General features: G+C 47.1%; 15 protein-coding genes. 12 read left to right on the top strand and 3 right to left on the bottom strand.

The features are described from left to right. The first annotated feature begins 168 nt into the window (after nt 1-168). The 7 genes from H608_RS23285 (at nt 169) to H608_RS0100790 (ending at nt 10,114) form a co-directional block, all read left to right on the top strand. A complete protein-coding gene (locus H608_RS23285) occupies nt 169-759 on the top strand; it encodes an RNA polymerase sigma factor (protein ID WP_051267890.1) in 591 nt (196 codons plus the stop codon). Nucleotides 760-868: 109 nt separating this feature from the next. Then, on the top strand, nt 869-1,426 hold the full coding sequence (locus H608_RS0100815; RefSeq protein WP_081658741.1) for an RNA polymerase sigma factor: 558 nt from the start codon (nt 869-871) through the stop codon (nt 1,424-1,426). Nucleotides 1,427-1,444: 18 nt separating this feature from the next. Next, entirely contained in the window at nt 1,445-2,629 is a 1,185-nt protein-coding gene (locus H608_RS20780; protein WP_051267888.1) for a FecR family protein, read from the top strand. A 58-nt stretch (nt 2,630-2,687) separates the two neighbouring features. Next, the gene (locus H608_RS0100805) at nt 2,688-6,314 is read left to right on the top strand and encodes a SusC/RagA family TonB-linked outer membrane protein (protein ID WP_051267887.1); all 3,627 of its coding nucleotides are present in this window, start codon (nt 2,688-2,690) and stop codon (nt 6,312-6,314) included. Further along, nucleotides 6,314-7,816 carry a RagB/SusD family nutrient uptake outer membrane protein gene (locus tag H608_RS0100800; protein ID WP_038006586.1) on the top strand — a complete coding sequence of 501 codons (1,503 nt, stop codon included), beginning with the start codon at nt 6,314-6,316 and terminating at the stop codon, nt 7,814-7,816. The genes H608_RS0100805 and H608_RS0100800 overlap by 1 nt, the downstream gene beginning before the upstream one ends. Before the next feature lie 19 nt (nt 7,817-7,835). Next, entirely contained in the window at nt 7,836-8,759 is a 924-nt protein-coding gene (locus H608_RS0100795) for a zinc-binding metallopeptidase (RefSeq protein ID WP_028785998.1), read from the top strand. A gap of 17 nt (nt 8,760-8,776) precedes the next feature. After that, on the top strand, nt 8,777-10,114 hold the full coding sequence (locus tag H608_RS0100790) for a DUF4302 domain-containing protein (RefSeq protein WP_028785997.1): 1,338 nt from the start codon (nt 8,777-8,779) through the stop codon (nt 10,112-10,114). Between the two features lie 215 nt (nt 10,115-10,329). Here the strand turns inward: H608_RS0100790 and H608_RS0100785 are convergent, their stop codons facing one another. Beyond that, a complete protein-coding gene (locus H608_RS0100785; RefSeq protein WP_028785996.1) occupies nt 10,330-11,568 on the bottom strand; it encodes a WG repeat-containing protein in 1,239 nt (412 codons plus the stop codon). Between the two features lie 44 nt (nt 11,569-11,612). Further along, entirely contained in the window at nt 11,613-12,845 is a 1,233-nt protein-coding gene (locus tag H608_RS0100780; protein WP_028785995.1) for a WG repeat-containing protein, read from the bottom strand. A 180-nt stretch (nt 12,846-13,025) separates the two neighbouring features. On the opposite strand from H608_RS0100780, the gene H608_RS23280 reads away from it, so the two are divergent. From H608_RS23280 to H608_RS0100755, 5 genes are all read left to right on the top strand, one after another. Continuing rightward, complete coding sequence (locus H608_RS23280; protein ID WP_051267886.1) at nt 13,026-15,014, top strand: metallophosphoesterase family protein; 1,989 nt, start codon at nt 13,026-13,028, stop codon at nt 15,012-15,014. 329 nt (nt 15,015-15,343) lie between these two features. Further along, nucleotides 15,344-19,921, top strand: coding sequence for a PKD-like domain-containing protein (locus H608_RS0100770; RefSeq protein WP_028785994.1), 4,578 nt, complete (start codon nt 15,344-15,346; stop codon nt 19,919-19,921). Nucleotides 19,922-20,081: 160 nt separating this feature from the next. After that, nucleotides 20,082-21,422 (top strand): Fic family protein, encoded by a 1,341-nt coding sequence (locus tag H608_RS20770; RefSeq protein WP_162142828.1) that lies wholly within the window; start codon nt 20,082-20,084, stop codon nt 21,420-21,422. A 233-nt stretch (nt 21,423-21,655) separates the two neighbouring features. Continuing rightward, nucleotides 21,656-22,792, top strand: a complete 1,137-nt coding sequence (locus tag H608_RS0100760) for a helix-turn-helix domain-containing protein (RefSeq protein ID WP_028785993.1) — start codon at nt 21,656-21,658, stop codon at nt 22,790-22,792. A 64-nt stretch (nt 22,793-22,856) separates the two neighbouring features. Beyond that, on the top strand, nt 22,857-24,257 hold the full coding sequence (locus H608_RS0100755) for a S41 family peptidase (protein ID WP_028785992.1): 1,401 nt from the start codon (nt 22,857-22,859) through the stop codon (nt 24,255-24,257). A gap of 126 nt (nt 24,258-24,383) precedes the next feature. Here the strand turns inward: H608_RS0100755 and H608_RS0100750 are convergent, their stop codons facing one another. Next, nucleotides 24,384-25,385, bottom strand: a complete 1,002-nt coding sequence (locus H608_RS0100750; RefSeq protein WP_028785991.1) for an aldo/keto reductase — start codon at nt 25,383-25,385, stop codon at nt 24,384-24,386. Nucleotides 25,386-25,451 lie beyond the last annotated feature (66 nt).

Genomic DNA, 25,451 nt, shown 5'->3' with positions numbered 1-25,451 from the left:
CTCCGTTCTGACTTGATGGATATCAATAAAACAGGAACGGTGATCGTCAGCATTACTTCATTTGGTAAATTACGATACCCCTCAAACCCGCTGGCAGCAAGGCTCCTGCGTTATTTTCTCCCTTTTCCCGGAAAATTCAGTCCTCTTTTCACTAAGAATAACTGACCTATGTCTGTATACACGGCACATACCGACCAGGAGTTGTTGTGTCTGCTTCAAGGGGGTGATGAAGCGGCCTTCACTGAAATCTACCAGCGCTACTGGAAGAAACTTTTCAGTGCTGCCTATAACCGTTTGCACAATACAGAAGACGCACGCGAGATCGTGCAGCAGGTATTTTTTACTTTATGGAAATGCCGGACACAACTCCGCATCCTTCATCTTACTGGTTACCTGTCAGCGATGGTGCGTCATGCTGTATACCGCCACCTCGCCACAAACGGAAGGACCAGTTCCACATTGCCGCAAGATGAACTGCAAGCAGCTGACAACCCCGATGCCGAATACCGACATCTTGTGCGCTGGCTCGAAAAGTTTGCGGAGAGTCTTCCACCCAATCAACGGATTGTATTTGTAGAATGCAAACTCCGCGATCAATCTGTAAAGGATGTTTCCGCCGCGCTCGGCATTTCCCGGCGTACGGCAGAAGGTTACATAGCCCGTACACTTAAAGCATTGCGCACAAAACTGCATTACGACCGCTTCCTTCAATTGCTCTGGCTATACCCCTTGTGGCCTGAATGGCTTATTAATTATTGATAATCAGCTTCCGTAAAAATTCTTCAAAGTTTTTTTCCAAAATCTGCGTACAAACCTTTTTCCCAAGACTCTATATATAAGAGCCCGGACATGCCACCCGTTAAACTGCATGATTAACTATACACACTGCGAGGAATATGAACTACTACGCCATCTTGCTTCCGGAGAGGAGCAGGCGTTTACGGTTATCTACAACCGTTACTGGAAGCCGATGTTCTTCATTGCTCATAAAAAGCTGCAGTCTGTAGAGGATGCCAAGGAAATCGTGCAGGGTGTTTTTTTTACGCTTTGGCAAAAACGGGAAAATCTCCTGATCAATGAGCTTTCCCTGTATCTCGCTGCCATGACACGCTATGCAGTATACAGGCATATTTCAAAGGAGAAAAAAAGAAAGGACCAATTAAAAAAAATTGAAAAGAACATAAAACCAACCGCTGCTTTTGATGTAGAAAATAAACAACTGCTGGAACTGCTCAACAGGTTTACCAGCAAACTTCCGGAAAAGTACCGGATCGTTTTTCTCCATCATAAACTACTGGACAAGCCGATTGAGGAGGTGGCTGATCAGTTGGGTGTATCCCCCAGAACGGCGGAAGGTTATGTGTCAAAAGTAATGGCGCTGATGCGCAATCATCACAAAAAAGTGGCTTTTTCATTGTTGCTGTGATGAGTTTAAACTATTTATATGTCGCATAAAGAACCCACAGGCCTGACCGATGCAGAACTTGCTTTGCTTGCGCGCAAGTACCTCGACCATTCCGCTACCGATGCGGAGGCCCGGGCATTGCATCAGTGGTATGACAAAGTGGATGAAAAGGAGATCGAATTCATTTTCACCAGGTCAGCGCAAACGCCAGATCAGTTTGGTGAACAAATGCTGAGCGAGTTGCAGGAGATGATCACGAAGGAGAAAGGCCGGAAAGTCGTAAAGATCAACTGGTGGAGGGCGGCCGCCATACTATTGTTGGTGGCCGGAGGATTAATAGCTTTTCTTTTGACTAACAACCAGGCTGGCAAAAACGGAAAATCAGAGATCGTACACAATACTCCGTCCGGAGATGTTGCCCCTGGTCGTGATGGTGCCATTCTTACATTATCTGACAACCGCAAAATTGTGCTCGACGATGCGGGCAATGGCAACCTCACACCGGACGGCGATGTGCGGATCGTGAAAAACGGCAATGAAATAACCTATGCGTTCAATAGCACCGGCGCAGCCAGGGAAGTGCGATACAATACCGTAAGTACTCCGCGCGGGCGACAGTTCAAAGTGGTATTGCCGGACGGAACATCGGCAGTACTCGATGCCGCCTCATCGGTTTACTTTCCCACCGCATTCATTGGCAATGAGCGTAAAGTAAAAGTAACGGGTCAGGTATATTTTGAAGTAACGCCCGATAAAACAAAACCTTTTATTGTACAGAACAATGACATGGAAATCGAAGTGCTGGGCACGGCTTTCAATGTTAATACCTATAATGATGATGATGCAAGAAGTGTTACGCTATTACACGGGTCGGTAAAAGTGAGTAAGGGCAATGCTGCCGACGCAACATTCCTCTCGCCCGGTCAGCAGGCGCGTATCAACAATAACAACGGAAAGATAGATATAGTGAAATCGGTCGACATGGATGAAGTAATGGCCTGGAAAGATGGCGCCTTCCAGTTCAACGAAACCGGACTTTCAAAAGTAATGGCACAGCTCGCCCGCTGGTATGATGTGGATGTGGAAATGAGAATAACCGGTGGTGAACGCTTCTTCAACGGACGTATCAGCCGCAACATCAACCTGAGCCAGGTGCTGGAGATTCTTCGGTTAAGTGATGTAAACTTCCGCCTCGAAGACAAAAAGCTAATCGTTTTACCATAATCAACAATTCTAAAAACACCAAACCATCCTCTTTTAATCTAAACAACAAACTGTAAAAATGGGAAGAGTTCTTACAATTCTCCATAGCCCCAGGCTATGGCTGAAGAACCTGTGTGTTTGTTTGCTGACCATCGCTTTACTGCCACAGCAAACAAAAGCAGAACAGGGAATAACGCTTGCTGAAAAGGATGCACAGATCGAAACGGTGATCAGGAAGATCGAATCGCAAAGCGATTATCGCTTCTGGTATGAGAGTAAAGTTTTGCGTGCTGCCAAAAAGGTAAACATTCAGGTAAAAAACGCCTCGATAAAAACCGTATTGGATATCTGCTTTACGGACCAGCCACTCGCTTACCAGATGGTCGAAAAAACGATCGTAATCAGAAAGAAAAATGTACCAGCCCCCATCGCCTCCCTGCATACAGAACTGCCGGCCATCGATATACGCGGCATTGTCAAAAATGAAAACGGCGAACCACTCAGCAGTGTAAGTGTGAAGGTAAAAGGCCAGACGCTCGGGACCACCACCAACGAAAGCGGCGTATTTACCCTCAAAGATATACCGGCCAATGCGGTCCTGGAAATATCCATTACCGGTTATAAAACACAGGAGTACCGGTTGACCGGCAACCCCAACATCGAAATCGTTTTACAGCAGGAAGTGCGCGCAATGGATGATGTGGTGGTAACCGGGTTTCAACGCATCGATAAAACGAAATTCGGCGGCTCGGCAGTAACGCTGAAAGCCGACCAGGTACGTGTGGATGGGATGACCGATATCAGCCGTATGCTGGAAGGACGTGCCGCCGGTGTTTCCATTCAGAACCCATCCGGCGCATTCGGTGCGGCGCCCAAAGTCCGTATACGTGGCGCTACCTCGCTCAACGGTGCCAATAAACCGCTCTGGGTAATCGACGGTGTAGTGCTGGAAGACATCGTGAATATATCCAATGACCAATTGACCAGTGGTGATCCCACTACACTGCTGGGCTCACCGGTCGCTGGCCTGAACCCGAATGATATTGAAAGCTTCGACATCCTGAAAGACGCCTCTGCCGCAGCGCTCTATGGTGCGCGTGCCATGAACGGCGTAATCGTCATCACCACCAAAAAAGGACGCAGTGGAAAAGCGCAGATCAGTTATGCCGGCAACTTCAGCACACAATTGAAGCCGTCTTACAATGATTTCAATATCATGAACTCGGCGCAACAGATGTCTGTACTCGCCGAACTTGAACGCAAAGGATACCTCAATTCAGATATCCTTTCGCAATCAAACAATGCGATGTATGGTAAACTTTATCAAAGCCTGGTAGGGGATGACAACGGAAACTTTGCATTGGAAAATACACCGGAAGCGCGCCGTGCATTTCTGCTGCGCTATGCAAAAGCCAACACCGATTGGTTCGATATTTTGTTCCGCAACAGTTTTATACAGGAACATTCACTGAGTATTCAATATGGCTCCGACAAATCACAATCTTATTTTTCCACCAGCTTCCTGGGCGACAATGGATGGACTATTGGTGATAAGGTAAAACGTTATACGCTCAACTTCCGCAACAACTATAAATTCTCAGACAAAGTTTCCGGGGGATTCTCTACGTTGGGATCCGTACGTCAGCAACGCGCCCCCGGAGCGCTTGCACGCAGAAGCAATCCGGTTGAAGGACGTTACGACAGAGATTTTGATATCAATCCGTTCAGCTACTCCCTGAACACCAGCCGTGCCGTTACAGCCTATGATGAAAAGGGAAATCTCGAATACTTCAACCGGAATTTTACTCCTTTCAACATTATTGATGAGCTGGCCAATAATTATATCGACATCAATATGATCGATCTGCGGTTGCAGGGTGACTTCTCTTACAAGTTTGCCAAAAATTTCCGCTATGATTTCCTGGGCGCCATCCGCATGGTGAAAACGGGCCGCGAGCACCAGATCAAAGAAAGCGCCAACATGGCCAATGCTTATCGCTCAGCCGCCAACTCCACCATCCGTTCATTGAATAACTTTCTTTACCAGGACCCGGATAATCCTGAAGCAGAAAAAGAGATCGTGTTGCCCAGGGGTGGCTTCTATAACCGCACAGAAGATGAGATGATCTTTTACAACGTGCGTAATAGCATCAACTATAATAAAGTCATTAATGGCAGGCATACCGTGGATGTACTTGCCGGACAAGAGGTGAAGTTTACCAACCGCAAAACATCCAACAACACGGGCTATGGTTACCAGTATGATCAGGGTGGAATTCCGTTTGTAGACTACCGGATCATCAAACAGGCCATCGAAGGAAATTTTCCTTATTACGGAATGGAACAGGTGTATGATCGCTTTGCCGCGTTTTATGCCACAGCCGGTTACAGTTATGATAAAAGATATAGCGTAAGCCTTTATGGCCGCTACGATGGTTCCAACCGCTTTGGTAAAGCTGCGCTCAATCGCTGGCTGCCTACCTGGAGTGTGTCGGGTGCGTGGAATATCGACAAGGAAAAATTCGCCCAGAATATCAACTGGCTTGATTTTGCCCGTCTTCGCGGAAGCTATGGTCTTTCGGGAGACATGGGTCCGGCGATCAATGCAGATGTTTTGTTACGCAATTACATTACCGACAGGCAATGGACCGCTGACCGTGAATCGGCTATCCAGCTTGCGTCGTTGGCCAATAAAGAACTTACCTGGGAAAAACAGTACAGCACCAACATCGGCCTTGAGTTTGGCGTGTTGAAAGGCAAACTCTCCTTTACCATCGACCGGTTTCTTCGCAGAAGCTACGACCTCATTGATCAGATTGCCACATCGGGTATAGGTGGTCAATACTGGAAGTTTGCCAATTACGCCGATCTGAAATCAAACGGTTGGGATATTGCGGTCGACGCCAACCTCGTCAAGACGAGAAACTGGTCAGTGAACAGCAAGCTCACGTTTGGCTACGCCAAAACAAAAATTACCAACCTGTCTAACCTGCCTATTCTTTTTGACCTTGTTCAGCCGGACGGATACAATGTATTGGGTTATCCCGTACGCTCACTCTTCTCCATCCGGTACAGCGGTCTTGATCACGCATCGGGTGTGCCGGTATTCATCAATGAAAAAGGTGAAGTATCGTCCGACGTTTATTACCAGGATAATAATACTGCGTACCTGAAATATGAGGGACCGGTTGATCCGCCCTATAACAGCAGCTTCGGTTCCACGGTGACGTACAAAAATTTTACGTTCAATTTTCTGATCACTTCGCAGGCGGGAAACAAAATCAGGTTGGCTCCTGTATTTTCCACCTCGTATTCTGACTGGACGGCATTGCCAGTTGATTTTATCGATCGCTGGGTGCAGAGTGGTGAAGAAAATACGACCGCCGTACCCGCCATGCTCGACAGGCTTTACGGCAACAACCTGAGTGGCATTTATCCTTACAGCAGTTATAATTTTTCTGATGTGCGTGTGGCCAAAGGTGATTTTATCCGGTTGAAATCCGTTTCCCTGAACTACCGCCTTCCTTCTGCCTGGATCGCGCGTGCAGGCTTTACCAATGCCAACATCGGTGTCTCCGCTATCAATCCCTGGCTGATCTATTCAGACAAAAAACTGAAAGGTCAGGATCCGGAGTTTTTTAATACGGGAGGTGTGGCCCAGCCAATTCAGAAACAAATCGTTTTATCTATCAAACTTGGCTTATAATGAAATATTGCAACCCAAAGTTCACCTTTCCGGTATTGTCAATGCTGTTGCTGGCAACAACAGGCTGCCGCAAGTTCCTGGAAAAAGATCCTGACAGCAACCGCGCATCCATACAAACACCGGAACAAATGTCGCAACTGCTCATCTCTGCCTACCCAAAGGCCAACTATATGATGTTCAGTGAAGCCTTGTCGGACAATGCAGATGATAAGTCCACGCAACTGAATGCCTATGAAACAAACAGCAGTTGCTATATGTATGAAGAAACAAATGCAACACCGAATGAGCAGGATTCCCCGCAAATGTATTGGAGTGAGTGTTACAATGCCATTGCGGCCACGAACCAGGCATTGAGTATTATCGCCAAATCGTCTGATCCGGATAAATTCCGGTCGCAGAAAGGAGAGGCCCTGGTAGCCAGGGCATACAATCACTTTATGCTGGTATCATTCTTTTCGAGGTTTTATAATGCTGCCACCGCGGAGCAGGACATGGGTATTCCTTATGTAGATCAACCGGAGGATGTAGTTACAAAAAAATACGAACGGAAAACAGTTGCTTATGTATTTGATCGTATTGAAGAAGACCTGCTTGCAGGACTCCCGCTGATTGACGACAGGGCTTATGATATTCCTAAATATCATTTCACCAAAGCAGCCGCGAATGCATTTGCTGCACGTTTTTACCTGGTGAAAAGGGAATATGCAAACGTGCTGTTGTATGCCAATGCTGTTTTTCCGGCTAATAATCTGCCCGATCAATTGCGCCCGTGGAACGGTGTGCAATGGACGGCATTCGGCGCCGCGGATCTGCGGAACGAATATTCTAAATCTTCGCTGGCGTCTAACATCCTTCTTTGTGAAGCGCCTTCCTGGTTTTTCCGGTCCAATGGGTCACGATATGGTTACAGTGATTCGATCTTCAATGTGTGTTATAATGTGAAGGCGATCTGTGCCAGCAATCCCACCTGGCAGTTTGAGCAGAAAGAATATATCTACGGCTCACAGCCGCATGTCTATATACCCAAATTGGGAGAATACTTCAAACGTGCGTCCATCAATGCCAATTTTGGTACCGGTTATATCATGCTTCCGTTGTTCGATGCCGAAGAAGTATTATTCAACCGTGCGGAAGCCAAAGTATACCTGGGTGATGCAACCGGAGCCATAGCCGATATGAATACCTATATCAGCAAGCGTGCGCTGAACTACAATGCCACCAGGCATATAGTGGATGAAGCAAAGCTTAGAACTTATGCAGGCACGCAGAATAGGGATACGGCATTGGTGCAGGGAATTCTTGGTCTTCGCCGCCTCGAGTATATCAGCCAGGGTATGCGCTGGTTCGACGTACAGCGTTATGGTATTACCGTAAGACACGCGATCCGCAATACGGCAGGCACAGTGGAGCGGACAATCGAGGTGCGCGATGGCGACCCGCGAAGAGTGCTGCAACTCCCGGCATCGGCTACCTTATCCGGCCTCCCATTAAATCCCCGTTAATCTTTTAATCCTTTTATATATGAGAAAAATAATTGTCAATATAATAATCGCAGTGTCGGTCGTTACAGTGGTTAGTTCCTGCGGAAAGGATAAAGATGATCTCAATGCCGCCGATGATCTGCTCGGTCTGGGTGGTGATACATGGGAAAGAACGCCTATCGACAACTGGCTTTATGACAGTCTTGTACGACCGCACAATATCCAGGTGAAATACAAGTGGGATCAATCTGAATTTGACGTAAGTAAAACCCTGGTGCCGCCGGACGAATCGAAGATCATACCCGTCTGGTCCATGTTGCGCCAGGCGTGGATACAGCCTTATGTAGATGTGCTCGGGCTTCCGTTCTTTAATAAATATTCTCCGAAACTGTTTGTTCTGTCCGGTGACTTCTCGTACAACGCCAATGGTTCCATAACGTTGGGTACCGCCGAAGGCGGACGGAAGATCGTCCTGTATGGTGCCAATCATTTCCTGGTAAGAGGAATGACCGGTTATACCGCATCAAGGGATTCTTCTTTTGTGAAGCAATTTTTCCTGCAAACCATTCACCACGAATTCGGGCATATCCTGCACCAGACCATCATGTATCCGATCGAATTTAAACGCGTGAACCCGGGATTGTTCAGTGGTAATAACTGGATCAACATTACGGATGCCAATGCACGCCGGGATGGTTTTGTGACGGCCTATGCTTCCTCGGGTTATGACGATGATTTTGTAGAAACGATTGCCATCATGCTTATTGAAGGCCGTGCCGGGTTCGATGCGCTGATCAACCGGATTCCTGCAGGCACCAGTGGCAACGGTACCACACAGGCCCAGGCGCAAACTTATCTGCGGCAGAAGGAAGCCCTGGTAGTAAGCTATTTCCGTCAGGCATGGAATATCGATTTCTACACGCTTCAGGCACGTTGCCGTACTGCACTGGAAAGATTTATCTAACTGCTAAAAAGGAGTAAATGAAAAATTATATCACTGTACTGATCTTATTGCTTTCGCTCACTGCCTGCCGCCGCGATTTTGACGAAACTATTTTCGGAGAAACGCCCGATGCACGGTTAACCAAAACGCTCGACAGCCTGCAGAGCCGGCTGGCCGGTGAGCCGGGAGGCTGGACAGGTTTTCTTACAACCGGTACCGGTTTGCGGGCGGGCTTTTATTTTAAATTCACGCAGAACAACCGCGTATCCATGGTGTCTGATGTGGTGACGGGAGGAGACATGGTAAAAGAAAGCAGTTATCGTTTGAAGGCGCTGCAGCAGCCTTGCCTGATCTTCGATACCTATTCTTATCTGCACATACTCGCCGATCCGAATGGTGATGTCAATGGCGGCACAGATGGCGCAGGGCTGCAATCCGATTTTGAGTTTGCATATGATCCTTCGGCCGATAACAAGGATTCCATTGTATTAATTGGAAGGATGCATAACAGCAGACTGGTTCTTCGTCCCGGCACACGGACGGACGGCGACGCATTCGACGCGGGTGGCCTGAGTAACGCACAGGTATTCGATAGTTTGCCAAAACGTTATTTGAATTATTTCAAACGGTTTACGCTGGGAGGCAATACCTATGAGCTGGTGGTTAACCGTCGCAAGAAAAGTTTAAAGGTTGCCTGGATGGAAGGAGCTGTTTATAAAGAAGCAATGAGTTATTATATGACCACGCCCTCCGGCAACGTTCAACTGATTTCACCCGTTGATGCAAATGGGGTTAGAATTTCTGTATTCACGGACATGCGATGGGATAATGCGGCCGTATCGCTGAGTTTTGCAATAAATGGTGAACGTGTTACGCCGGTTGGCTTTACCCGCCCGCTGCAGGTTGATCTCACTGCACCACGCCGTTGGTGGCAAACGAGCAAAGACGAGGATACCTACTGGGTATCTGCAACCGGCTTCCGGGTAAATGGTGTGGATGACGCTTATGGTGTCAGCAGGCTGGCAGGGTATACGGCGTTGATGTATGGTGCTGAATGGGGAACCGTACGCGGGACAACAACCGACTGTTTTGGTTATATCCGGAACCGCACACAACTTTTTGCACCGGCAGTAGTATCGCCTCCCAGCTTTGGCAATGATGGAAGGGTTATGTTCACGAGAGTGTTGGGAGCATCAGGAGATCCCGCTACTTTTTCATTCTTCGGTACCAATCCCGGACAGGCAGCCATTAATACATTCTTTCCTGCTGTCACAAAGCTGGCAGATGCGCAGGGTTACATAGCCGTACAGATTTATGATACTTATGACCTGGTCGATCCGGTAAACGCAACCAGTTGGGTTAGCTGGGAGCGATAAGTTTTTTCTTTACGATGCACTACTAATTTTTCTCACAAGCAGTATGTGTACATTGGCGGGAGGGCCTTTCCAGGCCTTCCCCTTTTAAAAATTAAAGACGCTTTTTCATGTCTGGCGTTAGTTATATAGAGTTTCTCAGAGCAGTTTAAAAATGGTCGCTGGTTTCGCAGCCAGTGGAGGGTGAGAGATCCCCGGCATTTGCCGGGGTCTCTTTTTTAGTCTTTAAAATATTGTACGCCTTTTTCAGAAATAAAGCCTCTGTGATCACTGTATTCTCCTGTCCTGATTGTTACCATCCAGAATTTAATATGGTCATTGTTTGGAAGAGGTACGGAATGGACATAATTAATTATATAATCGAACGCAGGCTCAATAATAACCGGCGCATCTCTGTCGACGGCGATTAGCAGCCCTTTCTTTCCATTCTTCTCCAGGATATAACTCTGCGTTAAAGGAAATACTGCATCGTAATCTTTGGCCAGTATGGCGCCGGTTTGTGTAATAACCGTTTTTTTGTTATTAATTGATACAACAAACAAGTTGTTGGGGATATCACTGTTAGCAAGGTCAAGTGTGGGATATTCCAGCGGCAATATTATTTGATTTTTCGAATTGACAATTCCCCAACGCCCCCCATTTTGTACACCCAGAAATCTTTCTCTTTCTTTTATCCGGTCAATCGAATCATACATCGCCGGAATACTATCGCTGCCCAGAACAGGGCTGAAAATAAAGCCATACTTGTTTTCTTCTCTGAATAGGCGGCTTTCGTAAAAGGCTGGCGGAGGTATTGTACTGGGTGTTGCCTCTATTGGCCTGCTCGAGTCGCGCCCCTGACCGATTTTAACTGGAATCAATTCTTCCATGTCACTATAGTCCTCTATGTAAGGTGTAATTTTACCGGGACCATCGGGTAGTACGGGAATGAGGTATTTCTGATTGTTCCTGGCAACAAGCACAGTCGATGAGTTGTATATCGGCTCGGCCATATTATATTCAACAGGGGCTATCCATTTTTTCGAATGCATGTCAAAAATGCCGCGTTTATAATTTTTGTCCATAACCAGCAGCAGCGACCCGTCGACGCTAATACCCAGGTATAGTGTATCGACAAGGAGTTTTTTGGTGTTCAAATCATAATAGCCAGTAAGTCCGCTTTTTGTAGTTGCGCGAATGCCGTTTTTTTCGACCGTTAATTCACTATAGTTAAATGGGATAACTATTTTACCCGAACGGTTAATAAGTCCTGCCCGACCCCCGCTAATGACCGTTGCATAATCACCATGAAAAAAATAAGTGTTATCAAATTGTGGTTTAATCTTTATTTTTCCTTTAAGATCGGAGTAGCCCCATTTATCTTTTATTCTATAAGGCACCAGTATTGATTGTGCATTTAGCGTAAAGCACGCCGAGACGAACAAAACCACCAGTAGGCTTTTCATTCTTAATAACATATGCTGGAATTTTCTTTTACTAAATCTTAGACGGTTCGTAAACTTTAATCCTGAAAAAACCGCACTCCTTTCTCCGAAATATAACCACCGGCATTCGGATAAGCTTCAGTGTACCCATACCAGAATTTCAGTTGCACACCATTGGCGGGATAAATGGTTTTAATGTCTTTGCTTATGCGCAGAAATGCCGGTTCGATCAATACCGGTGCATTTTTATCAGTAAGTATGAGCAATCCTTGCTTTTTATCTTTCTCGAGGATATAACTCCGCTGCAATAAAGTTACCTGGTCATAATCGCGTGCCAGTACCGATCCGTTTTGACTGATGACTGTTTTTTTACCATTGACCAGCACTACATAAAAACCGTTGGCCGGATCGCTGTTGACCATGTCGAGCGGAGGATATTCGATGCGCAGGACGATTTCGTTTTTGGAATTAATGATTCCCCAGCGAGCCATGTTCTTTACGCCGAGATATCCATTGTATTCCCTTGAACGGTCGATGGAATCATACATCGCGGGAATGCTGTCACCGGCAAACTGTCCGTCGAAAACGAAACCATATTTATTTTTTTCCCTGAACAACCGCTCGGTATAAGCGGAAGAGGACGTGTTTTCTTTTTTACCCGCATCCGGTTTACTGGTGATAGTGACCGTTTTTAAATCTTCCAATTCAATATCCTGCTCTTCTTTGTAGGGAGTAACCGGCCCCGGGCCATTGGCCAATACATCAATGGTAAAAACTTTGCCGTTGATGCCCACGATTACTTTTGACGGATCGGCCATCGGTGACGCGTAATCATATTCGGCCGGAGCGATCCATTTTTTAGACCGTGAATCGAAGATGCCTTGTTTACCCAGATCATTTACCACTAACAACAATCCTTCCACCACGGGCGTGATCATGCTGTATTGTGTATCTATTACCAGCTTGCGTGTACGCAGATCGTAAAAACCGGTACGCTGATCGGCTGTTTCGGCAATAACACCTTCCGGACCGGTTTGCAGATCGCGGTAATGGAAGGGGATGATTGTTTTGCCGGATTTGTTGATGAGACCCGTGCGGGTGCCCTCATAGGCCTTCGCATAATCCCCGTCGAAGAATGACGCGTAATCATAGCGCGGTTTGATCTTGATTTTTCCATTCAGATCGGAGTAGCCCCATTTGTCTTTGACACGGAAGGGAACGAGTACGTCCTGTGCAACCAACGTCGTGGAGAACAGTATCAATGGAAGCAGTATAACCATTTTGATCTTGCTATTTGTACGTGTCAGCATAGACTGTAAATATACTTAAAAGAAAGCGGAGGGGTCTTTCACCGGTATGTTAAAAGCGTGTAATCACGCCTGATTCTTTGTTTTAAAACGCTTGTCAATCGCTGTTGTGATTGACTACTTTGGTAGCATCCTGCCTTGACGTCAAGTCCATTTTTATTCAACCTCAAACCTGTCCACAACATGAACGCTCTAAACTTTGCGCGTGTGCGCGACCGTGAGCTTTCGCTATGGCAATCGGCTGTAGCAGAGTATCTCCGCGGCGAATTAAAAAAAAACAATCAGCCTGCTGCCATGCGGGACCTTCTTGATCATCCGTTATCAATCGCAACGGCCGATTATGTAACACGGAAGTTCAACGACCCCACTTATCAGCCTCCTGCCTCATTCAAAGGCGATACCAGTCATGAAGCGCTGGTATTCAGGTCACACCTCGGTCATCAGATTGGTGAAGCACTTGCTACCAACGATATGGAACGGTACGAAGCATTGTCTGTTGCTTACCGCAAATTCTGCGACGAAGATTATTCAATCGGTCCGCCACCAACAGGTTTTGCTACCTGTCCCATTACCTATGCGCAGTATGCTCTTTCCTCAGGAGGAAGAATGACATACAACGACTGGACAACAGCGGGCGGCAATAACATTAACTATGGCGTGATCAACTGGAAGCTGCCCAACAATGCCAAAGTAGGCATACTGGGCGACTGGGGCACAGGCATGCCCGATGCTATTGCTTTGCTGAAAGACATGATGGTGCAACACAAACCGGATGTGATCATCCATCTTGGTGATATTTATTATTCCGGCACGCCGCAGGAATGTGATACCTATTTCCGTGATGTCTTCACCACGGTGTTCAATGAAGTATTAGGACCGGGCAAACGGATTCCCGTGTTTTCTATTCCCGGCAACCACGACTACTATGCATGGGGCGCGGAATATTATAATGTGGTAACCAACCTCAACAATAATATTCCCGGTGCTACGCAGCAGGCGAGCTATTTTTGCCTGCGCACGCAGGATAATGGCTGGCAATTTCTCGGCATGGACACGGGATACAACGATTCCAATCCGGCCAACCAATTGAATACGACATATGCCGGTCCATGGTTGCAGCCCAATGAAATAACCTGGCACCAGGACAAGCTGGCCAACTTTCCGGGATTGACCATTCTTCTTTCACATCACCAATTGTATTCGTCCAACAGTAAGATCAACGGTTCGTTTTCGGTGATGAATGCGGTCCCTTATTACAATCCTTACCTGTATCGCGCGGTGGGTGAATACCTGCCAACAAAAGTAGCGGGATGGATCTGGGGACATGAACATAATTTTGTGATGTACCGGGATTATCTTGCGCAACTCCCAATCGGCAGACTGGTTGGCAACAGTGCTTATGAAGAACTGACCAGTGCCAATCCTTACCAGGTCAATTATCCGCAGATACCCTACGTAATGCCGGAGCCACAATACGATCAATATAAACTCGGCATCAACCAGGACAGTAACGGCGTTCAGTACTACAACCACGGATACGCGATCATTGATTTGTCAGGAAGAAAAAATCCGACAGATCCTGTGCAGGCCAATTATTACCAGTTTCCCGCCTGGGGCAGCACACCGCCGCCGAATCCTGTTTCAACACAGTTATACCAGGAGCCGTTCAGCAAACCACAACCCTTTGAGTACGGTGATCAGGTCCACTCCGGCGGAAATCATATGTTATCTAATATGGACGGTATGGACGTGCAGGATTTCTATGCCGGATCGTTTGGCTATAACTATCCTGTTGCTGCGCCAGGAATGGTAGACTACGCGAGGCGACACACCATCAGGAAATATGTAAATGGTCATCCTGCCCCGGATGGCACCCCGCTCATATCCGGAGACGTTGTCAGTATTCAGACAACGCAGAATGGTCAATACCTGACCGCGGGAACAACGCCCTGGTTGTACTATGCTTCGGCAGTGAACAATAACTCACTGTGGGTGATTAAGAAGAAGGAGCAGGGTAGTGCCGGTATCAATATAGGCGATGCTATTTATCTTGAAAACGTAGCTTATACCGGGCAGTACCTCAAACCGGTGTATGCGGTGAAGTGGTCAATGATTTATCTTACCACTGAAGTTGGGGCGGACTACTGGTGGCGATTCTGCACGATGGAATAAATGCTTAATTTATAACCCCGGAAAAGCTCCGGGGTTATTTTTAAAAATATTTTATTTGATACTATTAGAAAACCATTAGAATAACAAGGGTGATTATGCTGTTTGGAAACAGGTGATTTCTCTTCCGCCACATAAAAAATTTTAACGCCCACATATATTTTTTCCGTAGTCTACAGTTTTTATGGTGTGATCGCTTTGAATAATGGTTTTTATTTATCTTCTTTGCACCCTGAAATTCTGACTGTACCCTGCCTGCTACTGCTCCCCGTCACAGTATTGCAAACTGTATTATCAGAATCTTCACCCTCTTTAAACCAAACTACCACCTTATGATCAAAACCTTTACCCAAAGAGTTTGTCTTTTCCTGCTGTTTTTTATTTCCCTGCTGCAATTCAACCGGAGTAATGCCCAGGCATTTAGTGAAGGGTTCAATGACATCACCACCTTACCGGGTTCCGGATGGGTGACGATAAACAACAGTAGCCCTGTTGGTGTTACCAACTGGTTTCAGGGAACCAATGTTGCAGCTGGCGGACCGTTTGATTCTTACAACGGCGCACCTAATTCCTACATCGGTGCCAACTTCAACAACACCACCGGCGGCACAGGTATCATCAGCAGCTGGCTGATAACGCCTAACCGTACATTCAGAAATGGGGATGTACTGACATTTTATACCAAAAAACCGCCAACACCCGGAGGCGGAACGGACTACCCCGACCGGTTGGAAGTGCGCTTGAGTACCAATGGCGCAAGTACCAATGTGGGTGCTGCAGGTAACAATGTCGGAAATTTTACAACATTGCTTCTTTCTATTAACCCTACGCTGGTTGCAGGCGGATATCCCTATAACTGGACGCAATATACTATTACGATCTCCGGTCTGCCGGCCCCGACATCGGGCCGTATCGCCTTCCGGTATTTTGTTACCGGCGCCGGGCCAACCGGTACTAACAGCGATTATATCGGCATCGACCAGGTTGATTACTATCCCTATGTGTGTCCCGCCTTTACGCTCACCCCCGGCGGAGCGTTAACAACAGGTACGGCGGGAGCTGCGTATAGTCGTGTATTGACGCAGACCGGCGCATTAGGCGCTCCTAATTTTGCTATTACTGCCGGTGCGTTGCCTCCGGGCCTTACTCTTTCTGTAGGCGGAACGATTTCCGGTACTCCTACAGCTACCGGTACATTTAATTTTACGGTAACGGCTAGTGACGCAAGCGGTTGTTCCGGTTCTCAATCTTATTCAATCACAGTTATATGCGGTAGTAACCCCATCACCTTCACATCCGCCTTGGTGTGTTCTACCTCACCGTATACATTAACGGCAAGCCCCGCAGGTGGCACCTTCTCCGGTACAGGCGTCACCGGAAATGTATTTGACCCGGCTGCAGGCACGCAGACACTTACCTACGATTATACCGATCCGTATGGATGTGCTTTTAATACAAATGCAACATTCACGGTGTTTGACGGTGGCGTTACCGGTATTTCTCCCTCGTCACAGACTATCTGCAGCGGTGATGCCATCGGCAATATTGTTACGACTAATACCAATGGTGCTGCCACTTTCAACTGGACGAGAGATAATACAGCTGCTGTTACCGGTATTGCCGCGAGCGGCAGTGGTGCTACGATCTCCGGCACATTGACCAATACCACCAGTGCTCCTGTAACCGTTACGTTTAACACTACAGCGTCAGTAGGAAGTTGCGTTACACCGCAAACCTCCACTGTTCTGGTTAATCCAAGACCTTCCGTAAACGCTATATCTTCCACATCGGCTTGTTCCGGTGTTTCGGTGAATGTCACTCCGGATGGTCCTGTATCAGGAACTGTTTATAACTGGACAAGAACCAACTCTTCTTCCGTGACCGGCGTTGCCGCAAGCGGCTCAGGAACGATCAGCGGTACATTAATCAACACCACCAGTGCTCCGGTCACCGTAACCTTCACCGTTACGCCTTCGGCAAATGGCTGCACCGGCACACCGCTTAGTTTTGATATAACCGTTAGTCCGATCCCAACTGTCTCGGCATCTGTTAGCAATCAGTCGGTTTGCTCGGGTAACGCTATTACTTCTATTGCGCTGACAGGCAACGTATCCGGCGCTGTTTACAACTGGACAAGAGATAATACAGGTTCTGTAACCGGCATTGCAGCAAGCGGTTCCGGTGATATCAGCGGCTCGCTCGTTAACAATACCAACGCACCTGTAACGGTAACCTTTACTGCCACGCCTGTTATCAATACCTGCTCCGGCACGCCGGTAACTTCTACGGTTACCGTCAACCCTTCTGTAAATGTAGTAGCCACCCCAACCAACCAGACCATTTGTTCCGGCGGTGCGATCACGGCTATCACATTCAGCGGTAACGCAACCGGTACTGTTTACAACTGGACAAGAGATAATACTTCTTCTGTAACCGGTATTGCTGCGAGCGGTTCCGGAAACATCAGCGGATCACTGGTGAATGCTACGGGCGCACCTGTAACGGTAACCTTTACTGTTACGCCAACAGCCAATGGTTGCCCCGGTACGCCGGTAACGGTTACTGTTGTTGTTAATCCTGCTGTGAACGTGGTGGTCACTCCAACCAGTCAAACCATTTGTTCCGGCGGTGCGATCACGGCTATTGCATTCAGCGGTAATGCAACCGGTACCGTTTATAACTGGACAAGAGACAATACCTCTTCCGTAACTGGTATTGCTGCGAGCGGTTCAGGCGATATCAGCGGATCACTTGTGAACACCACCAACGCACCTGTAACAGTGACCTTTACTGTTACGCCAACAGCCAATGGCTGCCCGGGCACTGCCGCAACAGCAACAGTGCTTGTTAACCCTACTCCGGCTGTAAATGCATTGACACCGCAGACGATTTGTTCTGGTGCAAACATTTCCACTATCACATTGTCCGGACCAGTTTCCGGCACCACCTATAACTGGACAAGAGACAACACGTCTTCCGTAACTGGTATTGCTGCGAGCGGTTCAGGCAACATCACCGGTTCTTTGGTGAATACGACCAACTCAACTGTAATCGTAACCTTTACCGTTACACCAACAGCGAATGGTTGCCCGGGTACACCAGTTACTACCACTGTTACTGTATATCCGCAGGCTACGGCTGTGGCAACTCCGGCAGCACAAACTGTTTGTTCCGGCGCTATTACTCCTATCGTTATCAATGGTAGCGTAACCGGTACTACATTCAACTGGACAAGAGATAATACAACTACCGCCACCGGCATCGCTGCCAGCGGCACGGGAAATATTTCCGGTACATTGACCAATACAACTACCAGCCCGGTAACCGTAACGTTTACCATCACGCCTGTGGCCAATGGTTGTCCCGGTACGCCGGTCACCGCAACGGTGACTGTTGGTGCCGCTCCGGCAATTGTTTGTCCTGGTAACATCACACTGAACAACGTAACCAATACCTGCGGCGCTCCTGCAACTTATACGGCAACTGCTACAGGTATACCGGCTCCTTCGATCACTTATGCCTTCACCGGTGCTACCACCGGAAGCGGTAGCGGTACCGGCAGTGGATCCACATTCAACGTGGGTGTAACAACCGTAACATTGACGGCTACAAATAGCTGTGGTACGACGAATTGTTCATTCACTGTTACAGTAAACGATACACAGAGTCCTGTTATCACCTGCCTTGCTCCTGTAACAGTAAGCTGCGCGGGTAACGTGCCGGCTCCTGCTCCTGCAAGCGTAACGGCAACAGATAATTGTTCTGGTGTAGTGGTAACCCATGTGAGTGATGTGATCAGCAACCAGACCTGTGCCAACAGATACACGATCACCAGAACATACCTTGCAACGGATGCGGCAGGCAATACCGCAAACTGTACACAGATCATCACTGTCAATGATCAGACGGCTCCGGTGATCACCTGTCCTGCTAACATCACTGTCAGCTCGCCAATCGGTTCTTGTAATGCGGTGGTAAACTTTACCGTAAATGCAACGGATGGCTGTGGCGGTGCAGTAACTGTCACAACACTGCCTGCATCAGGATCTGTATTTGCCTTAGGCACAACAACCGTAACGGCAACAGCAACTGATGCCTGTGGTAATAGCTCAAACTGTTCATTCACTGTAACCGTTAACGATGGTCAGTTGCCGGTGATCAGTACGCAACCTGTTAACCGATCCGTATGCGCAGGACTGAATGCCACCTTCACTGTTGCTTCCAGCAACGTGGTGAGCTATCAATGGCAGCGTTTTGAAAGCGGATCATGGGTAAATGTGAACGGCGCAACGGCTGCATCATATACGGTATCTAATACGACAACTACACAAAGCGGTACACGTTACCGTGTAAGAATAGCGGGAACCTGTACCACTATTTTCTCCAACGAAGTAACGCTTACCGTATACGCACTTCCTCAACCGGTGATCACCACGCCGACGGAGATTTGTCTGCAAGACCGTACGGTACAATTGACGGCGACACCTTCAGGCGGTACATTTACCGGAACGGGTGTAACCGGCACTACCTGGAATCTTGAAATTCCTGCCGCCGGTGCCAACACCATCCAGTATAGCTATACCGATGGTAATGGATGTACGGTTGCTACTTCTAAAGTATTTGACCTCCAAACCTGCAATGGCAGAAGCAGCCTGCTGGAAATCCAGGCATATCCTAATCCGACACAAGGACAGGTGACGGTGAAAGCGTTGGTGACCATCGCGTCCAACTGGACGATCGATGTAACAGACATCACCGGCAGACTGGTACAGCGTCAGCAGATTCCGTTGCGCAAAGGCTGGAACCAGTTCCAGGTGGACCTTACCGGAAAAGTGGCTGGTATGTATATCATCTCCCTGGGTCGCGGAGGCGGTCATAAAGGAGAAATCAAAGTACTCAAGCAGAATTGACCCTGAGCATAGAATCGTTACAACGAAGCGGCCGGCAACGGCCGCTTTTTTTATTAATATATAAACAGATGAAAGTCAATCAAAAAACGTATTCCCAACAGCTCCCAAAAGTTCAAAAATTTGGAGTTGTGTTCGTTTGATGGCTTTAAAACTCCTAATTTTGGAGAAATTAGGAGTTATTATGAAAATCCCCCAGAAAGTTCCGGTTATGCCAAAGGACTTTAACTATGGAGAGGTATTAGAGCAGTTACGCCAGCAGGGAAGGTTTTCAGCATTTTTACTGGCTAACGAAAGCCGTTATTATTACTATGATAAATGGCGCTACCTGGCGCAGGACTGGAATTTCGATCCTAAAGTGCTGTGGGCTGCAGTCAAATCGACCCGTGCGGGGAATATACGATTAAGCATTTCGGATGTCAGGGGGTTTGACTTCCAGATAGGTTCACCTTCGATAGTGCAGGAGTATCTTCACAAGTTTGATATGGAGCTTGGGGGAAGCCTGCTGGGTGATGGAATTATTCCGGCAACAGACAGGGACAGGTACCTGATTAGTTCCCTGATGGAAGAGGCTATTGCATCTAGCCAGCTTGAAGGAGCAGCCACCACCCGAAGGATTGCAAAAGAAATGCTGGAAAGCAAGAGAAAGCCAAAAAATGCCTCCGAGCAAATGATTCTTAACAACTATGAAGCGATGAAATGGATTGTTGCCAATAAGTCCGCGCCATTTTCCATAGAAACGATTCAGCAGTTGCATTCCATCCTTACAGCTTCAACTTTACCGGTTAACGAGGAGGGTACTTTCAGGAAAACGAATGATATCAACGTAGTAGATGTTCAATCCGGGGAAATAATTTACAGGCCACCCGCTGCAGAGTATATTGATCTTTTAATGAAAGATTTTTGCCTTTTCGCCAATGATCAGAATAAAAATGATTTTTTTATTCATCCCGTTACGAAAGGAATCATTCTTCATTTTTTGATTGGCTATATCCATCCCTTTTCCGATGGTAACGGCCGTACAGCAAGAACCATTTTTTACTGGTATTTGATAAAGCATGGATATTGGTTAATTGAATACATGTCCGTTTCACGCATCATTCTGAATTCCAAGGCGCAGTATGCAAGAGCGTACCTTCATACGGAGCAAGATGATAATGATCTTACTTATTTTCTGATATATAATCTTCGGTCGATCCATTTAGCATTGGCAGGCCTCAAGATTTATATTAAAAGAAAATCTTCCGAAAAGCAAAACGCCATGACATTGTTGCGGAATACCGATCTGAATGAGCGGCAGATTCTTCTCATACAGGAAGTGATCCGGCATCCGCTTGTTTATTTTACCGTTGTGCAGATGGAAAATAAGTTCGGTGTCAGTAACCAAACGGGAAGAAACGATTTGAAAGGCCTTGTGGAAAAGGGCTTTTTTGAAACCAGGCGAAACGGCCACCACATACAGTTTCTGCCAGTGAAAGATTTTGCCAGAAAGATATCGGAGTAACAATTTTTTATAAATAGAAATACCGAAGGTAAAATAACCGAATTACGGATGTATGAAAATGCTGGACAAACAAATAACCTGTTGCGGAAAAAAGGATAACAACTTTATCCTTATAAAAAGGGAATGCGATACCGGAGCGCCCCTTTATTTGCCGGCAATCTTTTTTCACGTGCGTTCACCAATTATCTGTCTCCGTGTGCGGAAAGAAAACTGTGGTATTCTATTTTTGACGAATGGACATGCTGTCGCTTTTCCGGTATTTTGTCGTAGCCGGATTGATCAATACTGCTTTGTTTGTAGTGTTGTTACTGCTCAACAAGCGCAACAACACGGCCACTATTCTTTTGATATGCCTGATGTTGCTCGTCTCATTCCAGGCATTGTTGAATGGATTTGATAATCGAGATTTTTTTCTGGCCCATCCCAACCTGTTCCGTGTATCATGGCTGCAACTGAGCCTTTTTGGTCCGTTGATATATTTACTCGTTAAAGTGCTCACCAGCGAGTCGCAGCGACTTAAATGGGTCGATGCACTTCATGTAATTCCTTTCATTATATATTGTGTTATTCTTGCACCCTGGTTCCTGAAACCTGCAAGCGAAAAGAGACGGATACTGGAAGATTTCGAAGGGCTCAGCCGCCATGATTTCGGCTGGCTCAACCAGGTAAGTCTCGTCATGATTTTTATTTACCTGCTCTTTTCCCTTCGTCAGCAGTCAATCTATCGAAAGCGAATTGAAAATACTTTTTCGGATATCAGCATGCGGCGGCTCGATTGGATCCGTCAGTTCCTGTACAGCCTACTGATTATCCTGGTAATTTCCGGGTTAGGATTTTATGGGAGAAAATGGAACATTCCGCTGATCACCCATTTTTATCATTACAACTATGTGATCATAGTGGGACTGGTTTACTGGCTTGCTTACAAGTGCCTCATCCAGCCGGAATTATTCAGCGTAAATGAAGGGCCTGAAAAAACGGGCAAAGAGAAATACCGTAAATCCGGGCTGCCTGTCGAAGGCGAACAATCCATTTATGAAAAGCTGCTTTTCGAAATGGACACGATGAAACCTTACCTCGATCCCGCGCTGACCATTTATACGTTGGCAGAAAAACTGCAGGTGAGCCGTCATCATTTGTCGCAGGTGATCAACGAACGTTCGGGAAAAAGTTTTTACGACTTCATTAATATATATCGTGTGGAAGAAGTGAAGCGCCGGTTGAAAAGCCCGGCATTCAGTCATCATACCATTTTGAGTATCGCCTTTGATGCGGGTTTCAATTCCAAGGCTACGTTCAATGCCACTTTCCGCAAGTTCACGGGCATGACGCCGTCGGCATACCAGAAATCTTCGGAAAAGCAGGTCTGATCCTGTCGGGCCGGTCGACCAGACAATGGTGTACCGATAGTTTTGTGATCAAAAACAACGAATTATGAAAAAAAGTTTCTTACTGGCAATTGGCCTGGTCGTGATCGCGTATACAGCCAGCAGCCAGCAAGTATTTATGCCGGCGGAATTAAAACAAGATTTCTCCATCCTCCGCAAAGCACTGGAAGAAGCACATCCCGGTTTGTACCGTTACAACAGCCGCGATAAGATCAGGGGCGAATTTGCAAAACTGGAACGTCAGTTGAATAAGGTAATGACAGAACTAGAATTTTTCAGACTGGTCAATCCGTTCATTGCGGGCATCGGCGATGGACATACAAAATTTCACCGCGACGGTAAGCCGGATGATTACTTTGCTTTTTTTGACGATGGATATTTTCCCTTCCAGCTTTACTTCCGTGATGGCAAAGCATACGTGCGGCACTCTTATGTGCAGGATGCAACTCTTCCCGCGGGCACCGAGATCAAAAGCATCAATGGCCGGAAAATGGAAGACATCATGTCATTACTTTTCCGCCAGGTGTTAGCCGATGGCGATGTAACAAGCTGGAAGTATGAAGAACTCAGCGATCAGTTTGCTGGTTACTACGCCACATTTATCGGTCCCTCCAAACAGCTGCGGATAGAATACAAAGAGGTGATGGGGAAAAAAGGAAAGCTGACGGTCCGTGGAATTAAAAGGAATGAGATAACAAAACAGCCTGTGGTCAACGAAGGGTTTCAATTAACTTATCCCTCCGGTAAGGTTGCTTTGCTGCGTATTCCCGTATTCCAGGAAGCAACGGAAGGAGGCTTCGCCCATTTTTTATCGACTGCATTTGCCGAGATAAAAGCAAAAGGCATCACCTCGCTGATCATCGACCTGCGCGGCAACGAAGGCGGCACCGATGCATTCGGCTTCGAATTATATAGCTACCTGGCCTTAAAACCATTCCGCTATTATGATCGCTTTACGACCGCAAGCGATGGTAATTTTTCTTTTCTTCAATATGCCAGTCTTCCTCCGCAATTCGATTACCTCAAACAGTTCATTGTGAAAGTGGGTAATGAATATCATTTTACTGCTAAAGAAGGATTAGATGTGCGACAGCCAAAGACGGACGCCTTTCAGGATAAATTATATATTCTTCAAAACGGACGCAGCTTCTCGGTTACGTCGGAGTTTGCGGCGATTGCCAGGGACAATAACCGCGCGGTTTTTGTGGGGGAAGAATCCGGGGGAACGTTTCAGGGTGATAACAGCGGTGCCTTTGCAATAGTTAAATTACCCAATACCAAAATCGGACTCGCGGTGCCGCTGTTAGGTTATTATATGCATTTGTCACCGAAACATGCAACTGCGCGCGGCGGTGTGCCGGTAGATCATACGGTAAGACCGACGATCACTGACGTGCTGAAAAATCGCGATGTTGTCTTGGAAAAAGCCCTTCAACTGATAAAGTGACAACTAAGCAAAAAAGGAACGCGGCAATCGTCATCCTGGTATTGCTGTTCTTGGAGATAATTGTGTTGCTGCTGTTGTTGTAGCGAATAAAAAAAGTCCGGTAGCGCGCTACCGGACTTTTTAGGTTTAATTATTCACGAGTTTCATGGATCCCTCGCTGTAGCGCGCTCCGGTGTCGGGATACTTTTTCAATAATGTATCGATGGTCGCAAGATCGGCTGCAGATAATTCCACATCAATCGAGCCGGCATTGTCTTCGAGGTATTTTCTTTTTTTGGTACCGGGAATAGGAATGATATCATCTCCCTGCGCGAGTACCCAGGCCAGAGCAAGTTGTGCAGGTGTGGCATTTTTGTCTTTCGCGAGCGCAGCAAACTCGTTGACCAGAGACTGGTTGTTTTGTAAATGTTCCTGCTGGTAGCGCGGCAATGTTCTTCTGAAATCGGTTTCGGCCAGTGTATCCATATTCAATGTGTTGGTCACGAGTCCTCTTGCAAGTGGCGAATAAGGAACAAGACTGATACCGAGTTCGCGAATGGTGGGTAAAATTTCTGCTTCCACATCCCGTGTGAGCAGGGAGTATTCGCTTTGCAATGCGGCGATCGGGTGAACGGCATGTGCTTTTCTTATGGAAGCAGCGGAGGCTTCGCTCAGGCCGAGATAGCGAACCTTTCCTTCTTTCACGAGTTCGGCCATAGCGCCAACGGTGTCTTCAACAGGAATATTCGGATCGATACGGTGTGCATAATAAAGGTCGATGGTGTCTATTTTCAATCGTTGCAGACTTTTCTCCACGGCTTGTCTGATCCAGGCGGGCGAGCCGTCGAAGTAAGTGCCGGATGCATTGCTTGGTCCGGCAATACCGTCTTTGAAGCGGAAGCCGAATTTGGTAGCAATGAATACTTTGTCGCGGTTGGGCACGAGCACTTTGGAAATGAGTTCTTCGTTGGCGCCATTGGCATACATATCGGCGGTGTCCCAGAAGTTGATGCCGAGGTCGAGGGCTTTTTCGAGCGTGGCAATGCTTTCTTTATCATCGACAGGACCGTAGGCGAAGCTCATTCCCATACACCCGAGTCCTATGGCGGATAATTGTTCGTTGGTGGTTCCCAGTTTCCTGTATGTCATAAATGCTTTGTTTTTATGGTAATCGGCGCGAGCCTTATCTTTAACCAATATGAACAGGGAAAAGTT

Origin of the sequence: Terrimonas ferruginea DSM 30193 (assembly GCF_000425585.1) — a bacterium.
Taxonomy (GTDB): Bacteria; Bacteroidota; Bacteroidia; order Chitinophagales; family Chitinophagaceae; genus Terrimonas; species Terrimonas ferruginea.
Note: the sequence above shows the minus strand (reverse complement) of the source record. Positions and strands in the feature narration are given on the sequence as shown.

Coding starts and splice junctions, on each gene's coding strand:
- H608_RS23285 (WP_051267890.1), top strand. CDS start 169: ATGTCTGTATACACGGCACATACCGACCAGGAGTTGTTGTGTCTGCTT.
- H608_RS0100815 (WP_081658741.1), top strand. CDS start 869: ATGATTAACTATACACACTGCGAGGAATATGAACTACTACGCCATCTT.
- H608_RS20780 (WP_051267888.1), top strand. CDS start 1,445: ATGTCGCATAAAGAACCCACAGGCCTGACCGATGCAGAACTTGCTTTG.
- H608_RS0100805 (WP_051267887.1), top strand. CDS start 2,688: ATGGGAAGAGTTCTTACAATTCTCCATAGCCCCAGGCTATGGCTGAAG.
- H608_RS0100800 (WP_038006586.1), top strand. CDS start 6,314: ATGAAATATTGCAACCCAAAGTTCACCTTTCCGGTATTGTCAATGCTG.
- H608_RS0100795 (WP_028785998.1), top strand. CDS start 7,836: ATGAGAAAAATAATTGTCAATATAATAATCGCAGTGTCGGTCGTTACA.
- H608_RS0100790 (WP_028785997.1), top strand. CDS start 8,777: ATGAAAAATTATATCACTGTACTGATCTTATTGCTTTCGCTCACTGCC.
- H608_RS0100785 (WP_028785996.1), bottom strand. CDS start 11,568: ATGTTATTAAGAATGAAAAGCCTACTGGTGGTTTTGTTCGTCTCGGCG.
- H608_RS0100780 (WP_028785995.1), bottom strand. CDS start 12,845: ATGCTGACACGTACAAATAGCAAGATCAAAATGGTTATACTGCTTCCA.
- H608_RS23280 (WP_051267886.1), top strand. CDS start 13,026: ATGAACGCTCTAAACTTTGCGCGTGTGCGCGACCGTGAGCTTTCGCTA.
- H608_RS0100770 (WP_028785994.1), top strand. CDS start 15,344: ATGATCAAAACCTTTACCCAAAGAGTTTGTCTTTTCCTGCTGTTTTTT.
- H608_RS0100760 (WP_028785993.1), top strand. CDS start 21,656: ATGGACATGCTGTCGCTTTTCCGGTATTTTGTCGTAGCCGGATTGATC.
- H608_RS0100755 (WP_028785992.1), top strand. CDS start 22,857: ATGAAAAAAAGTTTCTTACTGGCAATTGGCCTGGTCGTGATCGCGTAT.
- H608_RS0100750 (WP_028785991.1), bottom strand. CDS start 25,385: ATGACATACAGGAAACTGGGAACCACCAACGAACAATTATCCGCCATA.